The 18,230-nt window shown below is 50.1% G+C and carries 13 protein-coding genes; 8 read left to right on the top strand and 5 right to left on the bottom strand.

What is annotated here, in order from left to right:
• The first annotated feature begins 56 nt into the window (after nt 1-56).
• Together LOZ86_RS14315 and LOZ86_RS14310 are read left to right on the top strand one after the other, a co-directional pair.
• Nucleotides 57-512 carry a hypothetical protein gene (locus LOZ86_RS14315; protein WP_230242180.1) on the top strand — a complete coding sequence of 152 codons (456 nt, stop codon included), beginning with the start codon at nt 57-59 and terminating at the stop codon, nt 510-512.
• Between the two features lie 230 nt (nt 513-742).
• Complete coding sequence (locus tag LOZ86_RS14310) at nt 743-1,534, top strand: NPP1 family protein (protein ID WP_039484274.1); 792 nt, start codon at nt 743-745, stop codon at nt 1,532-1,534.
• Nucleotides 1,535-2,025: 491 nt separating this feature from the next.
• Here the strand turns inward: LOZ86_RS14310 and cuyB are convergent, their stop codons facing one another.
• Nucleotides 2,026-2,742, bottom strand: coding sequence for a cysteate racemase (gene cuyB, locus LOZ86_RS14305; protein ID WP_039484276.1), 717 nt, complete (start codon nt 2,740-2,742; stop codon nt 2,026-2,028).
• A 239-nt stretch (nt 2,743-2,981) separates the two neighbouring features.
• On the opposite strand from cuyB, the gene hypT reads away from it, so the two are divergent.
• Nucleotides 2,982-3,881, top strand: coding sequence for a hypochlorite stress DNA-binding transcriptional regulator HypT (gene hypT, locus LOZ86_RS14300; protein WP_010285882.1), 900 nt, complete (start codon nt 2,982-2,984; stop codon nt 3,879-3,881).
• 107 nt (nt 3,882-3,988) lie between these two features.
• Here hypT and LOZ86_RS14295 read toward each other — a convergent pair whose 3' ends face one another.
• The 4 genes from LOZ86_RS14295 to fdhF form a co-directional block, all read right to left on the bottom strand.
• On the bottom strand, nt 3,989-5,293 hold the full coding sequence (locus LOZ86_RS14295) for a dicarboxylate/amino acid:cation symporter (protein ID WP_039484279.1): 1,305 nt from the start codon (nt 5,291-5,293) through the stop codon (nt 3,989-3,991).
• A gap of 665 nt (nt 5,294-5,958) precedes the next feature.
• On the bottom strand, nt 5,959-6,852 hold the full coding sequence (locus tag LOZ86_RS14290) for a GntR family transcriptional regulator (protein ID WP_039512438.1): 894 nt from the start codon (nt 6,850-6,852) through the stop codon (nt 5,959-5,961).
• A gap of 108 nt (nt 6,853-6,960) precedes the next feature.
• Complete coding sequence (locus LOZ86_RS14285; protein WP_039484281.1) at nt 6,961-8,274, bottom strand: CitMHS family transporter; 1,314 nt, start codon at nt 8,272-8,274, stop codon at nt 6,961-6,963.
• Between the two features lie 962 nt (nt 8,275-9,236).
• Nucleotides 9,237-11,387 carry a formate dehydrogenase subunit alpha gene (gene fdhF / locus LOZ86_RS14280; protein WP_039484283.1) on the bottom strand — a complete coding sequence of 717 codons (2,151 nt, stop codon included), beginning with the start codon at nt 11,385-11,387 and terminating at the stop codon, nt 9,237-9,239.
• 196 nt (nt 11,388-11,583) lie between these two features.
• Between fdhF and LOZ86_RS14275 the strand changes: the two genes are divergently transcribed.
• The 5 genes from LOZ86_RS14275 to LOZ86_RS14255 all read left to right on the top strand — a co-directional run bounded on the left by LOZ86_RS14275 (nt 11,584) and on the right by LOZ86_RS14255 (nt 18,229).
• On the top strand, nt 11,584-11,847 hold the full coding sequence (locus tag LOZ86_RS14275) for a hypothetical protein (protein WP_131522960.1): 264 nt from the start codon (nt 11,584-11,586) through the stop codon (nt 11,845-11,847).
• Nucleotides 11,848-11,904: 57 nt separating this feature from the next.
• A complete protein-coding gene (locus LOZ86_RS14270) occupies nt 11,905-13,584 on the top strand; it encodes a methyl-accepting chemotaxis protein (protein ID WP_039484284.1) in 1,680 nt (559 codons plus the stop codon).
• A 540-nt stretch (nt 13,585-14,124) separates the two neighbouring features.
• Nucleotides 14,125-16,029: an FTR1 family iron permease gene (locus LOZ86_RS14265; protein WP_039484287.1), complete on the top strand. Its 1,905-nt coding sequence runs from the start codon at nt 14,125-14,127 to the stop codon at nt 16,027-16,029.
• 120 nt (nt 16,030-16,149) lie between these two features.
• The gene (locus LOZ86_RS14260; protein ID WP_010285198.1) at nt 16,150-16,677 is read left to right on the top strand and encodes an iron transporter; all 528 of its coding nucleotides are present in this window, start codon (nt 16,150-16,152) and stop codon (nt 16,675-16,677) included.
• A gap of 154 nt (nt 16,678-16,831) precedes the next feature.
• Nucleotides 16,832-18,229 (top strand): Fe-S-containing protein, encoded by a 1,398-nt coding sequence (locus LOZ86_RS14255; protein ID WP_039484495.1) that lies wholly within the window; start codon nt 16,832-16,834, stop codon nt 18,227-18,229.
• Nucleotide 18,230: the final 1 nt, after the last annotated feature.

Here is an 18,230-nt window from a genome sequence, read left to right as displayed (position 1 = left end):
ATACCCCGCAGGACTATGATAAATATATCGTTCAGGGCGTTAAGTCTGGCATCGATATGACCCACTGCCCGTTTAAATTGACCGAGGTGGGGGAAGAGCTCCGCGGCGAGTGGTCAAACGGAAAGGCGCGTTATGATGTTAGCCTACGGCGTGTGGCATACTTTGACGATAGCGATCAGCCCGCCAAAGTCGAAGGGCAGGTCGATATTCCATTCTGGGGGCAAACGGCGACTCACAGTTTTGTCGGCGTGTATCAAAACAGTGATACAGGGATGGTTGTTGAGGGAATCAAGGCGATTAACAAGAAGAGCGGCAATGTCGACCAGCTTCTCCAGCCTGATTTTCAACAATGCCAGTTCGGCTTTTTCATGACTCCGGTTTATATGAATATTGAAAATGGCGGAGATAATCGCAGTATCCTGCTGAACTGCTATTCCCACGGCGGAGGCGATATTCTGCTGGAATACCGTTTTGATGCGGCAAGCCAGCGTTATGGTGTGATTGGTGAGTAAAAATGCTAACGGATCAGGAACGTTAGCGATTTTTAATATATAATTTTCTGCATTATTTTGCAGGCTAAATATATTGGTGTTCATTGTTGGAAATAAATGATTTTTATTTCCACTCCTTTCTTGTTAAAAATAATCCCGCCTTAATTTTTTATCAATATTACGTTTTATCTTCATTGTAACTGCAAGGGTACGAGTCCATAAAAGGGCTATTTTCTGCTAAAGGAGTGAAAATGCTTTCAGGAAAGAAAACGATCATGGCGATATCCATATTATGTGTCGCTTTTTCTGCGCATGCGGATAATTTCTCTAAGTTGGATCAAGCGCTACCGTCAGGTATTAATGCGCTTGCGATTGCGCCGGTATTTGATTTCGACAGTGATGGCTGTTTGCCCAGTGCCGGGTTTAGCCGAGGCGGGGTACAAAACGGGGGCTTGAAACCAACAGGAAGTCTGACGGGTGGGTGCCGATGGGGTAATTTTCTCGAATCGTCAAATACATTGCACCGATATGCCTGTGTTGATTCCGGTGGTGCTCGCTATTGTGGTAGCTTCTATGCGCTCTATTTCTTAAAAGATCAGGTGTTGGGCGGTTTGAACACGGGTCATCGACATGACTGGGAGCATGTTGCCATCTGGACTAAAAACGGCGCGGTAACACACGGGAGCTTCAGTGCGCACGGCAAACTGACGACGGAAGCCGCAGCGAATATCGATAAGCAAGGCGGTCGCCTGAAATTCGTGTACCACAAAGACGGTGTGTTAACGCATGCTTTCCGATTTGCCAAAGCGAATGAACAAGCAGAAAACCCTTACGGCAACTTTGTGACGCCGGATATTGTCAGCTGGTATGCGATGTCGGGTGACGGTATCAGTAACGAAGAGCTGCGTAACCGATTAAATGCGTTTGACTACGGTTCCGCTTCGATTCCGCTTAAAGACAGTAACTTCCTGACTAACCTGAATAATGGCCGACCTGCTGGTTATCCAGAATTTACGGCGGCGAGTCTAACGGCGTCGAAATAATCATGATAAGAGAGCCTGTCCCTTTCATATATCCATCATACTTCAAGCTGTATATGCGTTGGCTGCGCTACTCGGCAAATCCGCGATGACGAACGCGGTATTTAGCACCGGTGCGGAAAAGAAAGGGATGGTTGACGATAAAGGCAATGGTACGAATAATGGCAGTTCACTGGCTGCCGTGGCGAGTAAATCGCCACGGATAAATGGACAGCGTCATCTAACTATTCATACAGTTTGATGACCACTTCAGCGGCGAAATTCTGGGTGGTTTCTAATTCCCGTGCGCAGAATAGCTCCCTGAAATTTCCATCATAATTGCGGAACGTTTATTTATTCTCGTGTCCGTATAGGCCGTATTGTAAATTGATACTCATTATATAGTGAGTATATAACACTATGCCACTCGGCATGAATGTATTCGCCGAGTGGCATAATTATCGAAGCCTGTATATTGTATTAAATAGCGTAATATTGAAAAACGTAAAATTGAATCAGGCAGCAATATTGTTTCTCGGGCTGTGGGAAAAATACCACTCGACCGTTTTCTTAATTAACTCTTCCGTTGCATCGACATAGTGTTGCGGTGATGTTTTGACTTCCTGTTCCAGAATCAGGGGAAGCTCGGTACAACCCAGAATAATTTTCTCAACGCCAGCCTGTAACAGGCGATCTTTTACCGGCGACAGCATGCTATAGGCGCCGGCGATATCACCGGATTTATATGCGTAGATGCTTTCCATTACCTGGTGTTGGTCTGCATCATCCGGCGTGTAGCACTCAATATTATCGGTAGTCAGATTGTCCTGATAAATTCCCGCTTTGACCGTCGCCGTCGTCGCTAACAGGCCGACGCGTGTGGTGTTGGCATGCTTAATCGCCTGACAGGTCACATCAATAATGCTGATCATTTCTGCACGGCACTGCTTTTTTAAGTCATTAAACCAATAGTGCGCGGTGTTGCACGGGATAATGATGCATTCAGCGCCCGCGTTTTCGAGAATTTTCATATATTGCAGCATTTTATCCAGCGGTGACGCGCTGTGCTGGAGAATGCATTTCGTTCTGTCAGGGATATCAGGAATAGAAACCGCAATCATCGGAATATGGTCTTGATCCCGATACGCTGGCGTGTTTTTGATCAGTTTTTGCATCGCATCGACGGTCGCACCCGGCCCCATACCACCAAGAATTCCCACGAGACTGTTCATGCTGTTAACCCTGTAGCATTATGAAATTAAAAGGATAATCGCACACTGCCGGGCAATGTGAATTGCTAAATTCCCATCTGCTATGTATGATTTGCATAACTATTGGCATCCCTATGCTTTTATTGATTTTAACCGCGTTCGGTGGGAAGCCTCTTTATTGGCGATGCAGGACGTTGGCAAATATAGAACGTTGGCATAGGGAGCGAAAACATGGCGCTGAGCGTTTTGAGTGAGGGACGATGCTGAATAATATCGAAACCAAGTGGCTGTATGATTTTATCGTGCTGGAAGAGCACCGGAGTTTTACGCTGGCTGCCGAGAAGCGGAATATCTCTCAGTCCTCATTCAGTCGGCGAATTCAGGCGCTGGAAGCGGCGGTTGGCTTTGATATTTTCGACCGTAGCGCGTTGCCGCTACAGTTAACCGAGCAGGGGCGCGTGTTCCACGCCTATATCCGCAATACGCTGGATGATTTGGAGTATCAGCTCAATAAGCTGCACGGCGGGGACAATTACAAGAATAAGATCACCATCGCCGCGGCACATTCGCTGTCGGTATTCATCATGCCGGAGCTGTTAAAAGATGTGCCGGATCCGCAGGAAAAAATCTTCTATGTCGAATCGATCGATGTCGATGAGGCGGTGCTGAATCTCAAGGAAGGGCGCAGTGACTTCATTTTCTCATTCTACAATGAGGATCTGATGGGGGAGCCCTTCATGCATGAGAAGATACTGGAATCTCGGCTTTATCCGGTCTGCGCGTGTGATAGTGCAGGGAAACCGCTGTTTGATGTCAGCGCCTCATCGGTGCCGCTACTCAACTATACCGAGACGAGCTACATGGGGCGTCAGGTCAGCCGCTACTTATCTAGCGTCGACAGCGATAAGTTTACGGTCAATTTCGTCTCTTCCATGAGTGACTTGCTCAAACGTATGACGAAGAAAGGTTATGGTATTGCCTGGCTGCCGGACTATTCCATTCAGGAAGAGCTGAAAAACAAAGAGCTGACGATCCTGAGCATGGAAAATGCAGTGATCCGCATGGGCGTTTATCTCTATCGCCTCGATGCGCGGTTGAACGTGGCTTCTGAGAAATTCTGGCGCTACATGAAAGGGCTGTCATCGGCGTCTGGACTCTAAACGTCGTGACCATGCAGATGATGATTAAACGAAACGTGGACTGGTAACGAGAGATAAAAAATAGCGGCCCGAAGGCCGCTATAGATAACGAATTCACTCACTCAGCATTAGCTATTTTGCGTAGCCTGCTGAGGTTCCTTATAGGCGACGACTTCGTCGGTAGCCTCTTCCTCATCATCGTGGATGTCTTTTTCCAGACTGGCCACAACGGCAGTAGAGATACTGTTACCGATGACGTTAGTTGCAGTACGGCCCATATCCAGGAACTGATCGATACCGATAATCAGCAGGATACCAGCTTCCGGCAGGCTGAACATCGGCAGCGTTGCGGCAACCACCACGATAGAAGCACGCGCTACGCCCGCCATCCCTTTACTGGTGATCATCAGTGTCAGCAGAATCAGGATTTGTTCAGTAACGCTCAGGTCGATGTTGTAAGCCTGTGCGATAAACAGAATCGCGAAGGACTGGTACATCATAGAACCGTCGAGGTTGAACGAGTAACCGAGTGGCAGCACAAAGCTGGTGACTTTTTTCGGCACGCCGAATTTGGTCAGCGCTTCCATGGTTTTCGGATAAGCAGATTCACTGCTCGCCGTGGCGAAAGCCAGCATGGTAGGTTCACGAATCAGCTTCGCCAGTCTAACGATGCCTTTACCTAGGAACAGGTAACCAACCAGGAACAGAACGCCCCACAGTACGGCCAGACCGAGGTAGAACTCACCGATCAGTTTACCGAAGTCGTAAAGCAGGCCCAGACCTTGCGTAGTAATCGCGGAAGCGATTGCGGCAAAGACAGCAATAGGGGCCAGCGCCATCACGTAGTCGGTCACGCGGAACATCACTTTGGTCAGTTCTTCGATCAGGGAGATGATCGTGGTCGCGTGCTTGTTTTTGCCTTTAACATAGGCAAGCGCGGAGCCGAAGAACAGAGAGAACACCAGAATTTGCAGGATCTCATTGTTCGCCATCGCTTCGACGATACTTTTCGGGAAGATATGGCTGATGAAGCTCTTAAGCGTAAAGCTGTCGGTGTTCAGGCCTGTTGCAATATGCTGTGCGGGGATTTCGAGATTCATGCCGCCGCCAGGTTGGAACAGGTTGGCGAAGACCATACCGATGAGCAGGGAAATGAACGAGGCGCTGACAAACCAGATCATCGCTTTCATACCGATACGACCAACGGCAGAAGAGTTTCCTCCCATGCTTGCCAAGCCGGAAACCAGCGTAGCGAAGACCAGTGGCGCGATGATCATTTTAATCAGGCGCAGGAAGATATCGGTAACCATGTTGAAATAAGATGCAACTTCTTTTGCTCGACTGCCGTCAAGATATTGATGGCAAGCCCAGCCGATTAATATTCCCAGGACGATAGCCAAGACTATCTGTACAAGTAACTTCTGCCTTTGCATATAAACCTCATGTTGATGAATTGATTCAGACAACACAATATTATTGCCGCGTGATGGATGGTTGGTGCTTTCCCTGAATACACCAATTCCTCACCCGAACCTGTTATTGGGGTGTTGTGTCTGCCCGCCGATATTACAACGATTCTTGTTTTTTACATTTTTTTTCTGCGGATTGTTATGTAATTGTGATCTTTGTCATGCGAAAAATGCATGTCCATGTCTCTTGTAATGATAAATAGGGATGTGGTGCGCAGATCGCGTAAATCGTGATGTTTCTATTAAGTTTTTATTAAACAATGGTTTACGTTGGTTTATTGCAGGTAAACTCAGATGAGTCAAGGTGTTGAAGTAGTGTTGCTAATGATATGTGGCGATACATCAATAAAACAGATGGTAAATTACTTAAAGATTAAGTAAAAATAAAAGAACAATTAACGAAAAGTTTATATACATGATTTTTTATAAAAAAATTAATTTTTTAATTATTTAAATCGTGACTTTGTTTTTTGGTTCTATGTTTTATTTTTTCGTTGTTGAGTTGACGTTTAATTATTGTTCTATGTGTTTCTGTTTGTAACTAATTGAGCATTTAGGGTGTTTAAAATGGTGTTTTTTATTTTTTAAACATATGTTACTGATGATTTGAGACCTCGCTGTTGGTTATTTCACCGAAAAAGATCGATGCTGACTTTATCGTGGCACGCTTTTTCCAGATGCTTTTTCATCCAGTCTGCCGCTGTTTCGATCTCTCCCCGTTGCAGGAAATCCAGAATCGCCAGGTGCTCTGCAATCTGTTCCAACCGCTTGGGATTGAAGACTGGACTCCCTTGTCGATACTCCACCAAACGCCGTAACTGATTGATTCGTTGCAAACTATGGTGGGCGAAGCGGTTGCCGCTACAGGCAAGCAGCGTTTCATGAAAGTGCGTATTGGCATCGAACATTTCATGCGGTGTGAGCGTCAGGTAACCCCCATTAAGAATGTCTTCCTGCTGTTTACGACAGGCATTGAGCGTGTGCTGATCGATGCGAAACTGCGGTGACAGCAGACTGAGCGGCTCGACCAGCAGGCGGAACGTAAAACTTTCCTCATAGGCCGTGACGGAATCGATAATCGGCGTGGTTCGCCAACCTTGCCCGGTGCGGAACTCCAGCCAACCTTCCTGTTGAATACGCGTCAGAACGTTACGCAGTACGGAGCGGGACACCTGACATTCTCGCATCAAATCCACTTCTGAAAACTGCTCCGGCAACCGACGGGAGAGGCGCATATCGACAATCTTCCGGTAGAGCGGCTCTTCACTGCTGGCGGCTAATTCGGTGACCAGATGCCCTAATTCATGGGCATGGCGGTCGAGATAAAACCCCCGATTGCGGTGGTAATGCAGCATGCCTTTTTCCGTCAGATACAGCAGCGCGACCTTGACCGGTGTGCGTGAGGCGTTCAATACCTGCGCCAGCGACGATTCGATCAGATGCGCGCCGGGCGGTAGCTGCTCGCGGCGAATGTAGGCGACAATCTGTCTGACAATCCTTGTCTGTAGGGGAGTTAAAGCCATGGCTATCCTGCTATGTCGTTTAGGGTGTTACGAGGAATCTTTATGTTCTTGTCAGTACGGCTCGCCTGCCAGCAGAGAACGCTCCGGCCAGGCCGGAGCAACCCTGTTTTACTGGTGATAGAACGGAAATGCGCCGAAGACAATACCACCGACCAGCAGCGACAGGCTGACAAAAATCGCCCATTTGATTGCAAAGCGTTGGTGATCGCCGATATCCACTTTTGCCAGACTGACCAGCAGGTAGAGTGACGGCACCAGCGGGCTGAGTAGGTGGAACGGCTGGCCGACAATCGACGCACGGGCGATCTCCTCTGGGGTAATACCATAGTTGACCGCCGTCTGGGCGATAACCGGTAAGATTCCGAAATAGAACGCATCGTTGGACATCAAGAAAGTAAACGGCAGGCTAATGAGCGCGGTGAACACCGCAAGATACGGGCCGAAACTTTCTGGTATCACCTGCAACAGGCTCTTCGCCATGGCATCCACCATGCCCGTACCGGATAAAATCCCGGTGAAAATCCCAGCGGCGAAAATAAGTGATGTCACCGCGAGCACGTTAGCGGCGTGTGAGCCGATCCGCGCTTTTTGCTCTTCCAGCTTGGGATAGTTGAGCATGACGGCGATAGCGAAGCCGACCATAAACAGCACCTGAATAGGCAGAATGCCGATCACCAGAAACACCAGAAGCAGGGTGGTCAGAATAAAGTTAGGCCAGAACATTTTAGGGCGGCGGTTGGCGTCGCTTTCTTCGTCACTGCCGTTGCCCAGATTGATCGAAGCATTCTGGAAGCTGCTGACATCAATGATCCCCAGTCGTTTGCGCTCCTGTAGACCCAGAAACACGGCCACGCCGACCAGCGTCAGGCTAGCTAAAACAATTGCCGGGAGCATGGGAAGGAAAACGTCCAGTGCATCAACGCGTAATGCGGCGGCGGCACGCGCCGTCGGACCGCCCCAAGGGGAAAGGTTCATTACGCCGCTGGCGATGTTAACCAGACAGGTCAACCCGAGCACGCTCATCCCCAACCGCTGGTAGAGCGGCAGGAATGCAGCAATAGCGATCATATAGGTCGTCGTACTGTCGCCGTCCAGCGCGACCATCAAGGTTAACACGGAGGTGCCGACCAACACTTTTAGCGGATCGCCTTTAACCAGACGGAGAATGAAGCGCACCAGCGGATCGAACAGCCCAGCATCGATCATGATGCCGAAGTAGAGAATAGAAAACGTCAGCATCACGCCAGTTGGTGCCAGCGTTTTGATGCCGTCCAGCATCATCGCTCCCAGCCCCTGATAGAAACCTGCGGCCAGTGCGAACAGCGTAGGGACAAGAATCAGCGCGATCAGCGCAGACATCCGCTTGGTCATGATCAGGTACATAAAGCAAATGACCATAGAGAAACCGAGAATAGTGAGCACAGTGAATCTCCTGTTTTTTATTATATTCTGAATAACTTACTGCCTTTCTTTCGGCGAATTTGGGGTGCAAAAAGCCGTACAGTTTTTTATAACTGCATATCGAAAGGGATGAAATTAGCTTATTCCCGACGTCAGCGACGTTCAGGAAAATACGAATGAAAAGCGGGGGTTAGCTTCCAGGGTCGAGACGAATAATAAAGGACAGATAATGAGGGAGCGATAAGGTAACGGTAATCGGTAACATAAAAGACCTCTATGCGAGCAATAATAATATTCCTTTTATCCCCATTGGCGTTCATCTAACCGATTGTTTAATAATTGTTTTAATCGACTTGATGACTGCCGCTACAAGGGGGCTCTTTTTGTTAAAAACAAATTAAAGCATTGTAAAATGAAACGCAAATTGCGCTAAATTGGAATAAAAAACAATTGGGCGAAGGGAAGGGCGGTGATAGCAACATAATTTTAAAAGATAAACAGAGGTGTGAAAATTTAATTGCTGTGTAGAAGTTTATTATCGATTAACGGAAATTTATTCGTTTTCATTAATGAAATTTTACAAGATGAGGCAGGGAATAAAGGCATTATCGGTGAGGACAGTTAAACGGTGTCTAAACCATCTATACTCGTCATACTTCAAGTTGCATGTGCGTTGGCTACGCTACTCGGCGCACTCACGTGTGCCTCGCCCCCTTGGGGCCGCTGCAAGCAGCGTTCAAATCTGCCTCTGGCAGATTTGTCAGTCACCCGAATCACTTACCTGAGTAAGCTCATCGGGATGAAATGAGAGACATCCTGTCTCTCACCGAAGGCCAGCCATTGGCTGGTCAAATTCGTTCCCGACGAATTTGTCCTTTGCTTGCCGCCTTCCTGAAACTCGAATTATTTAGAGTATGTATTTTCCTAAGCCGCCACGGCTTTTATCTAATGGCTTAGGTTCGCAGCGGCTTAGGTCAGGGAGATTAACTGACGTTTTCTGCGGTGCTGCGCAGCCGATCTTTCAGCTGGCTGTATTCCTGTTGTACATAGGTTTCCGCTGCTTGCTGATCGTCGATGGCTTCCAGCTTCACGGCGCAGTGTTTGTACTCCGGCGTTTTGGATACCGGATCGAGATGATCCAGCGTCAGTTCATTGCAGGCACCGATCCACCACTGGTAGGTCATGTAGACGGCACCTTTATTGATGCGTTCGCTGACGGCAACGCGAGAGATCACTTTGCCGCGTCGTGACGAGATCCAAGCGAGCTGCTGATCGTGGATGCCTAAACGTTCTGCGTCGTGTGGGCTAACCTGCACGTAGCCCGGTTCATCCGCCAGCGTTTGTAATGCGGTGCAGTTGCCCGTCATGGAACGGCAGGAGTAATGGCCAACTTCGCGCACGGTGCATAAGACCAGCGGGTAATCCTCATCCACCAGCTCCATCGGCGGTCGCCATTCGGCCGTGAGTAGTAAGCCTTTCCCGCCGGGACGATCGAAGTGGTTGCCTGCGTACAACCACGGTGTGCCGGGGCTGTCCTCCGTCGGGCACGGCCACGGCACGTAGCCCAGCCCCGCCATTTTCTCGTAGGTCGCGCCGTAATACAGCGGGCAGAGTTCTCGCAGCTCGTCCCAGATCTCCTGTGTGTTGTTATAGTGCATCGGATAGCCGAGCGCCGTTGCCATCAGGCTGATGATTTCCCAGTCGGGTTTGACATCGCCCTGTGGTTCCACGGCTTTATAAAAGCGCTGGAAGCCCCGATCAGCGGCGGTATAGACCCCTTCGTGCTCGCCCCAGGAGGTGGCGGGTAAAATCACATCGGCAATCGCGGCGGTCTTGGTCATGAAGATGTCCTGCACGATCAGCAAGTCCAGCTCGTTGAACGCATCGCGCAGCATCGACAGGTCCGGTTCAGTTTGCAGCGGATCTTCGCCCATCACATAGTTGGCGCGAATTTTCCCTTCTTTTATCTTGTGCGGGAGATCCGTCAGCGAGTAGCCAATTTTGTCGGAGAGTGCAGGCACGCCCCAGGCATCGGCAAATTTCGCCAGCACCGTTTTATCCGTGACGTTTTGATAACCGGTGAACATATTGGGCAGCGCACCCATATCGCAGGCGCCCTGCACATTGTTTTGCCCACGCACCGGCCCGACGCCAACGTTTGGACGGCCCAGGTTCCCAGTCAGCAGTGCTAAGCCAGACAGCCCTTTGACTACATCAACGCCTTGGCCCCACTGCGTCACGCCCATTCCCCAGAGAATGGTGGCGGACGGTGCGGCGGCATAGATCCGCATCGCGTCGCGAATCAATTTCGGCGGCAGTCCGGTGATGTCAGCGACGTACTCCGGCGTGTATTTCGCGACGGTCTGGCTGAATTCCTCGAAGCCTTCGGTATGGCGGGCGACGTACGCTTTATCGTAGTGGCCTTCGTTAATCAGCACGTTAGCGAACGCGTTGACCAATGCCATGTTGGAGCCATTTTTCAACGGCAGCCACAGATCGGCGATGCGGGCGGTTTCAATATGGCGCGGATCGCACACGATGATTTTTGCCCCGCGTGCTTTGGCTTTCAGGATCCGACGTGCCACGATGGGGTGTGAGTCTGCGGCGTTGTAGCCAAAAATCAGGATGCAGTCGGTTTTTTCGATTTCGCAGATAGAGTTGCTCATTGCGCCGTTGCCCAGCGTAACCTGTAGCCCAGCAACCGAAGGGCCGTGGCAGAGTCGGGCGCAGCAATCGACGTTATTATTCCCGGTGACCGCGCGGGCAAATTTCTGCATCACATAGTTGGTTTCATTACCGGGACCGCGTGACGAGCCGGTGTGCATAATCGACTCGGCACCGTACTTCTCTTTAATCGCTTTCAGACGAGAACTAGCGAAGTCGATCGCTTCATCCCAGGATACGGCCTCAAAGGGCGCACCTTTCTGGCGTCGAATCAGCGGCTGCTTTAAACGCGGTGTCAGAAGTTTCGTGTCGTTGAGAAAATCCCAGCCGTAATAGCCCTTCAGGCACAGCTCACCTTCATTGGTGACGCCGTTTGCCCCTTCCGCACCAACCACTTTGCCGTTCTCTACCAGCAGGTTAATTTTGCAGCCTGACCCGCAATACGGACAGACGGTAAGCACTTTCTGCATGATTATCCTCCAAAGCTGAGTCTTGGATCGTAAGAACTGCATTCCTGTTAGGACACTGATGCAGTAGTTTAATTTTAATAATCGCCGATAAATTAAATTAATTTACTGATCGTGGTCATACGCAGTGTGAGATAAAGCATCTTAAGGTGTTGAGTGATGCAGTTTTTTTGCATAGAAAATTTGTTTGGAAAATAACGTGGCAACGTATTTACCTTCTTTATCTTTTAATGCCTATACTGTTTTTGACGATATTAACTCTACATGCCACCGATTTGACCGTGGCAGCGATGCTTATCGGCAGTTTAAAACGATGGTGATGAGTATTTTAAGGAAGATAACATTTTGTTTTTTTGTCATTTTATATTTTATGAATAATGATCAGGGAATTCCAAAACGTCTGTTAGAGCGTGAGAAACAAAGACGCAGTATAACGGACGACACCGTCATGGGTAGAAAGTAAATAATTTCCGGCTGAATATATGAGCGGGAAATATTTGTTAACTTCGCGGAGTACATTATGGAATTTCTAAGAAATATCAGCATAAAAATAATGGTTCTGATCATAGTGACTTCCCTATTAGTGATATGGGGAGTGGGATCAGGATTTAGTCTTTACTCACTTCATCAGGCTACGAATTTGCTTGATAAAAGTGAGACTCAGCAAAAAACGTACTCTTATTTGATTCATGGTGCCGATCAATATTTTCGAGCGGTAACACGTATGGAAAGAACTATGGATTACTTGCAGCGAAATGAGCCAGAAAATGCCAGGCAGACGTTGGAAATGGCTCAGAGTGCGATCAAAAACACCAAGGATTCGTTAGATAAATTCCAGACGGCCGAACACGTTGGTGTCGATCAGGAAACTGTTGATGCAGTGAAAAATATTTGGAATACACTGATATCTTCCTCTATCGATCCCATGAATGCGGCGCTGCAACGCAGCGACCCTGAAGCATTCCGACAAATTTTACGCTCAGCTTATCCTCCTATCAGTCTGACGTTTGGGGAAAATATCAAACGCTATTCGGATGGCATCACCACTTCTTCATTGATTTCAAGCGTGAATGAACACAATACTCAAAGTCGTAACGCGCTGATTAGCGTGATGGTGCTTGGCATCATGGTATTGATTTTCACTGAATACTATTTAAGAAACTACTTGGTTATTCCGATTTCAGTGCTTAAATCACACTTGGCACAACTCACAGCGGGTCGCTTAGGCTGTGAATTGGCGGAGTTTGGCAGGAACTGTGCAGGACGGCTGATCCCTGACATTAAGCGGTTGCAGAAGAGTTTACGCGATACGGTAACTGTTATCCGGCAGAGTACGACTGAAATTAACAATGGAACGTCGAGCATTAAGGATGGTAACGATGATCTTTCCAGCCGTACGGAGCAGCAGGCTGCGGCGCTGCAGCAGACGGCTGCCAGTATGGAGGAGATTAGCTCCACGGTGCGGCAAACGACCGATCATGTACATCAGGTGCGTAAGTTGGCGAAGGATGCAGCGGATATGGCGCAAAAAGGCGGAAATATCAGCAGCAACGTGATGACGACGATGGAGGGGATTAGCGCCAGCTCCCGACAAATTTCTGATATCACCTCTGTGATTAACAGTATCGCGTTCCAGACCAACATTCTGGCGCTGAATGCGGCGGTTGAAGCCGCGCGAGCGGGGGAGCAAGGTCGAGGGTTTGCTGTGGTGGCCGGTGAAGTTCGCACATTGGCGCAGCGTAGTGCGCAGGCGGCGAAAGAGATTGAGGCGCTGATTGCCGAATCGGTTTCGCGGGTGGAAATCGGTGCTGGACAGGTTCGACAATCTGGCGAAGCGATGACGGGCATTATCGCCTCCATTTCGCATGTGAATAATTTGATTGGTGAAATTGCGGCGGCAACGGATGAACAAACGCGTGGTATTACGCAGATTAGCCAAGCGGTGCACGAAATGGACAGCGTCACGCAGCAGAACGCGGCGTTGGTAATGCAATCGGCTGAAGCCGCCGCTCGTCTGGATGAACAAACCAGCGAACTGTCCGCCGTAGTGGATGTGTTCGATCTGGACTCCGATTACGAGCCGACAACGACTTTTTCGTGCCCAGCGATCGCCGATCCCCTCCGTTGTGCTGCTGAGCAGAGTACTACACCGCTGTTATCGACACAGAGTCGCAATGGTGAGGGATGGAAAAAATTCTGATCCACAGTGGGTTGACTGTGCGACAGAAATTGAGTGTAAGCAGACATCGAACACAAGAGCGCCAATGGGGGTGAGCGATAAACCGAGCGGAAAAGAGCCTGCTGGTTTCCCTTGGTTTCTGGTTGCCGCATGAATGCCAGGAGAGTCCCCCAAAATGTCAGTGAAAAGCACTACTATCAACGTATGTAATACATTGATTTACAGAGATAAAATTGATCCACTCTGTAAATTTTATCGTATTAATGTAAAGGAAAGCCATTTCAGTGCAATTTAATCTAGTGTAAATATGATTAGTTAAATATATTGGCATATTTATTGCGCGGGAATAATGGCGATTTTTTGCCACTTTTACGATCAAAAAACCGTTTTTTTCTGAGGGTTTGAGAAAAAAAGTGACTTTTTGGGATGTTAAATACGTTTGAAATTATTTGTTACATACTAAAGTATTTATTGCTTATATTTTCGTGACGTAAATCAAGACAGATGGCGGCTTCAAAGTGATAATAAGAATAAATATCATTTGTGCTTCATTACTCTCTTATGTCTATCTGGCAAAAAACGCTTCTCGTGTTGTGTTGGCTGTTGAGTTGTTCAGTGGCAGTTGCTGCGACCGATTACGCCTCATTTATTCAAGATATCGAAACTCGGCTGGATAAAACGGCTCAGCTCTATGAGCAGCAAAAGCCGGATGATGCCCGCACCGAAGTTCAGATGGCCTATTTCGAGGTGTTTGAAAACCTTGAAGGCCCCATTCGTATCAACATTTCCGCGCAAAAAAGCTATCAGTTGGAAGCGACCTTCGGTGAAATTCGCCGCATGATTGGCGAAGGAAAGCCGCAGGCCGAGGTGCAGGCGAAAATCTCTTGGCTGAAGGGCGAACTGGATGCCGTTCTGCCGGTGCTGTCGGAAGGGCACAGGCTGGTCGCACAGGAGCAGCACGGTGCCTATGACAATGCTGAGATCGCGCCGTACTGGCAGCAGAGTTTCAAAATCATTGATGACCAGCTCGCGCAGGCCGTGACTGAATATCAGGCTGGCGATTACAAAAAGGCCAGCCAGAGCGTGCAACAGGCGCACTATCAGGGCTTTAAAAACACTGAAATGGAGATGTCGGTCAGGCAGAATCGCTCGGCGCAGCAGGCAGCTTCCATTAATCAACAATTCTCCGCGCTGATTACCCTAGCCAGCCAACCCGATCAACTGACGGATGTCGCCTATCGGGTTACCACGCTGTTGCAGGATATCGAAGATGTCTTGCCGGGATTGCCGACAACGCGCGATAGCCAGCAGGCGACGGCAACACCTGCCGTGAACGCTGATAGCGGTGCCGTGCCGGATGCGAACTGGGCGAAAGTCGCCGACGATATCAATCAGGCTATTGCCGCTGCGATCGCGCAGTACCGTCAGGGTCAGGTCAAACCCGCCATCATGGCGGTGCAGGACACCTATTTCGATCTGTTTGAAGCGACCGGCATGGAGAACAAAATTGGTTCTCGCGATGCAGCGTTTAAATCGACGCTGGAAGGCTATTTCACCCGTCTGGTGAGCCTGATGAACGCCAAGCAGCCTGCCGAGCAGCTGCAAGGGCAGGCAGATGCGTTGCAGCAGGAACTGGCGAAGGCCGTGACCATGCTGGGCGACGGCGGCGAAACCCACTGGAGCCTGTTGATCTACAGCCTGCTGATTATTGTGCGCGAAGGTCTGGAAGCCTTGCTGATTGTGGCGGCGATCGTGGCCTATCTGGTGAAAAACAATCAGCAGGACAAGCTGCCGCTGATTCGCCAGTCGGTTTACGTCGCGCTGCTGTGTAGCGTGATTACCGCCGTCATTTTCCAACTCGTGTTCACCAATTCCGGCGCCAGCCGTGAGCTGCTTGAAGGCATTACGATGCTGATTGCCGTCGTGATGCTGTTCTTCATGAGCTACTGGCTGTTGTCCAAAGTGGAAGCGCGGCACTGGAAGGCTTATCTGGAAGGTAAGCTGTCCCATTCGTTAAGTAGCGGCTCCATGATTGGCCTATGGCTCACCAGCTTTCTGGCCGTGTACCGCGAAGGCGCGGAGACGGTGCTGTTCTATTACGCGCTGGTCGGTGATGCCAGCAATATGGCGGGACACCTCTCTATTCTGGCCGGGTTTGCCATCGGCTGTGTGATTCTGCTGATCGCCTATTTCGTGATGCGCTACACCATCGTCAAACTGCCGCTGAAGCCGTTCTTCATGTTTACCGGCTGCTTTATGTACCTGATGGCGTTTGTGTTCGCGGGTAAAGGCGTGTTGGAACTGATCGAAGGCAAACTGTTTGAACCGACGTTGCTGACCGGCGTGCCGGAAATCAGCGGGTTGGGGATTTATCCTTATGTGGAAACGCTGATTCCACAGGGTGTGTTGGTGGGCGCGGCGTTAATCGCTCTGTGGGTGATGCGGCGCAGGGCGTCTGCCGTCTGATAAAGCAGGCATCCGACGTTAATTTAATACTGAAAGCAATAAGAGCAGCAAATAACCATAACAACCCCAATCGCTTAGCAAAATAAGCGAGGAGGGACGACTGAGATGAGGATGGGTTTGATGAATATGCAAAAAAGTCTGATTGCGGGTGCCGTTATTGCCGGTATTTTCACTGCGCCTGCCGCGCTGGCGTTTAAAGAATACCCAGCGGGTGAACCGGTTTCCATGAACGAAATGGAAATTGCCGCTGTTTATCTGCAACCTATCGACATGGAACCGCGTGGCATGGGCCTGCCAGCTGCGAAAGCGGACATCCATCTGGAAGCCGATATTCACGCCGCTGAAGGCAACAAGAATGGCTTCGGTGCGGGTGAGTGGATGCCGTTCCTGACCATCGCGTACACCCTGACTAACACCGATACTGGTGCGAAGCAGGAAGGCACCTTCATGCCGATGGTGGCCAGCGATGGCCCGCACTACGGCGCAAACATCAAAATGATGGGCGTGGGTAACTACAAAGTGACTTACCACATCGATCCACCATCAAAAGCCGGTATGCACCGCCACACCGATGGTGAAACGGGCGTAGGCCGCTGGTGGAAACCATTTGATGTCAGCTTTGACTTCAAATACGTCGGCTTAGAATAAGGTCTTCTGTCCGCGATGTTCTGTCGCGGTCATGTTCACGCCTCTGTGTGTCGTTATCGCGGCTCGCAGAGGCGGCGATTTTTCGGTTTGTGTACTGATGCCACCCGGTATCACGCTCAACCAACGCACCTGCAACGTGAAAAGTGACGAGAATATGAGTTATTTCTTTATCACGACCCTCCAATCCTTCCTGCCGATAGCGCTATTGCTGGGGCTGAACTGGAGCCATCGTTCCACGCCGACAGTCAGATCGCTGGGTTGGACCACGCTGCTGGCGCTGTTCGCCGGTACGTTTATTGGCGTGCATTTTCCTAACGGGCAGGCGTTTCTGCTGGGCTTTACGGCGCTTCAGGCGCTGGCCTTGATCCTGTTTCTTGCCTGTCAGTGTTTTTCCCACCCGCGTATTGGTTATCTGTGGCAGGCGCTGCTGGTGGCGGGAGCGGCGGTGCATTGGGGCAACGATCCCAATCTGACCGCGCTGACGACCACTCATGTGGTGAATACCGATCTGTTGCTGAATTTCAGCGCTGTGCTGCTGGCGTTTGGCTGGCTGGTGTTCTGTGCTGCGCTGTGCGGCATGATCGTGCGCCGCATTCGTATACTGCGCTGGCCACTGCTGGCGCTGCTGGTCGCACTTCTGCTGTTGCCGATAAGCGGCAACCTGCTACTGCTGTTGATGAAATTACAGGCGCTGGGGCTTACCAAGCCGCGCTTGAGCTATGTGGCACACGTCACCAACAGCGCATATTTATTAAATTACCTCAGTACATTGTTCATGGCGGCGTTGGCTGCCGGGCTGGTTTGGCCGCTGCGGCATGCGCGTCGCCAGATGCTGGCCACGCATGAGGCGATTGAAAAGCGTAAAGCCACGGCAGGTTATCGCACGCTGCGCCGCACGCTGTTGTCGACGGTCACGGCGCTGTTGGTGGTGGTATTGGCCCAGCTCTATTGGGACAAGGTCGCGTCGCAGCCGCCTCGTCTGTCGGAAGCACAGCCAGTGACGCTGGCGGCCGATGGCAAAGTGCATATTCCAATTGAGCAAGTGCGTGATGGCAAGCTGCATCGCTTCGTGTGGATTGCCGATGACGGCAAGGCCGTGCGCTTCTTCATTATTAACCGCTACCCCGATCGCCTGCGCCTTGGCGTGGTGTTTGATGCCTGTCTGCTGTGCGGCGATCAAGGTTATGTGATGGAAGGTAATCAGGTGATTTGTGTCGCCTGCGGGGTGCATATTTTCATTCCGTCTATCGGGAAAGCGGGCGGCTGTAATCCGGTGCCGATCGAAGGGTGGAGCAACGACGATAACGAACTGGTGATTGGACGAGCGTCACTGGCGGCAGGCACTAACTACTTCTCGACGGTGGTGTCGATGGAAGTTATCGACCCGGTTGATGGCTCCAAACTGACTAACGTGAGTGCGGAACATAAATATCGCTACGGCGGTAAAACGTACTTCTTTTCGTCGGAGGCCAACTACAACCGCTTCCGCGAAAGTCCCGCGAAATTTGTCACTGCCAAAGCGGCGGCTGGCGAGCAGGCTGAGGAGGAATAAT

It is taken from the genome of Pectobacterium parvum (genome assembly GCF_020971565.1).
GTDB classification, from domain to species: domain Bacteria; phylum Pseudomonadota; class Gammaproteobacteria; order Enterobacterales; family Enterobacteriaceae; genus Pectobacterium; species Pectobacterium polare.
Note: the sequence above shows the minus strand (reverse complement) of the source record. Positions and strands in the feature narration are given on the sequence as shown.

What these genes read in the sequence shown, in the direction of transcription:
- LOZ86_RS14315 (WP_230242180.1), top strand. Translation starts at nt 57, where the DNA reads ATGACCCACTGCCCGTTTAAATTGACCGAGGTGGGGGAAGAGCTCCGC.
- LOZ86_RS14310 (WP_039484274.1), top strand. Translation starts at nt 743, where the DNA reads ATGCTTTCAGGAAAGAAAACGATCATGGCGATATCCATATTATGTGTC.
- cuyB (WP_039484276.1), bottom strand. Translation starts at nt 2,742, where the DNA reads ATGAACAGTCTCGTGGGAATTCTTGGTGGTATGGGGCCGGGTGCGACC.
- hypT (WP_010285882.1), top strand. Translation starts at nt 2,982, where the DNA reads ATGCTGAATAATATCGAAACCAAGTGGCTGTATGATTTTATCGTGCTG.
- LOZ86_RS14295 (WP_039484279.1), bottom strand. Translation starts at nt 5,293, where the DNA reads ATGCAAAGGCAGAAGTTACTTGTACAGATAGTCTTGGCTATCGTCCTG.
- LOZ86_RS14290 (WP_039512438.1), bottom strand. Translation starts at nt 6,852, where the DNA reads ATGGCTTTAACTCCCCTACAGACAAGGATTGTCAGACAGATTGTCGCC.
- fdhF (WP_039484283.1), bottom strand. Translation starts at nt 11,387, where the DNA reads ATGCAGAAAGTGCTTACCGTCTGTCCGTATTGCGGGTCAGGCTGCAAA.
- LOZ86_RS14270 (WP_039484284.1), top strand. Translation starts at nt 11,905, where the DNA reads ATGGAATTTCTAAGAAATATCAGCATAAAAATAATGGTTCTGATCATA.
- LOZ86_RS14265 (WP_039484287.1), top strand. Translation starts at nt 14,125, where the DNA reads ATGTCTATCTGGCAAAAAACGCTTCTCGTGTTGTGTTGGCTGTTGAGT.
- LOZ86_RS14260 (WP_010285198.1), top strand. Translation starts at nt 16,150, where the DNA reads ATGAATATGCAAAAAAGTCTGATTGCGGGTGCCGTTATTGCCGGTATT.
- LOZ86_RS14255 (WP_039484495.1), top strand. Translation starts at nt 16,832, where the DNA reads ATGAGTTATTTCTTTATCACGACCCTCCAATCCTTCCTGCCGATAGCG.